Here is a 216-nt window from a genome sequence, read left to right on the forward strand (position 1 = left end):
ACGGACACATAGTAACGATAAATCCATCGGCAGGTACGCTCCATCCGGCAGGAGGAATCTTAGCTCCACCAGTGACACAGTTCTGGGTGAGTGGATTGGCATCGGGTACTTATACACTTACGGTGAAAGATGCGATCACACAATGTGCGCAAGATTATGTATTTACGATAGAAGAGCCAGCGGTAAGCTTGTCGGCGACCACACAAGTACGATCAA

General features: G+C 48.6%; 1 protein-coding gene. It reads left to right on the forward strand.

The annotated features are described in order from the left end of the window. The coding region (locus HMPREF9075_RS13210; protein WP_009415810.1) for a hypothetical protein at positions 1-216 on the forward strand (216 nt) is incomplete at both ends.

It is taken from the genome of Capnocytophaga sp. oral taxon 332 str. F0381, assembly GCF_000318275.2.
In the GTDB taxonomy this organism is placed as follows: Bacteria; Bacteroidota; Bacteroidia; order Flavobacteriales; family Flavobacteriaceae; genus Capnocytophaga; species Capnocytophaga bilenii.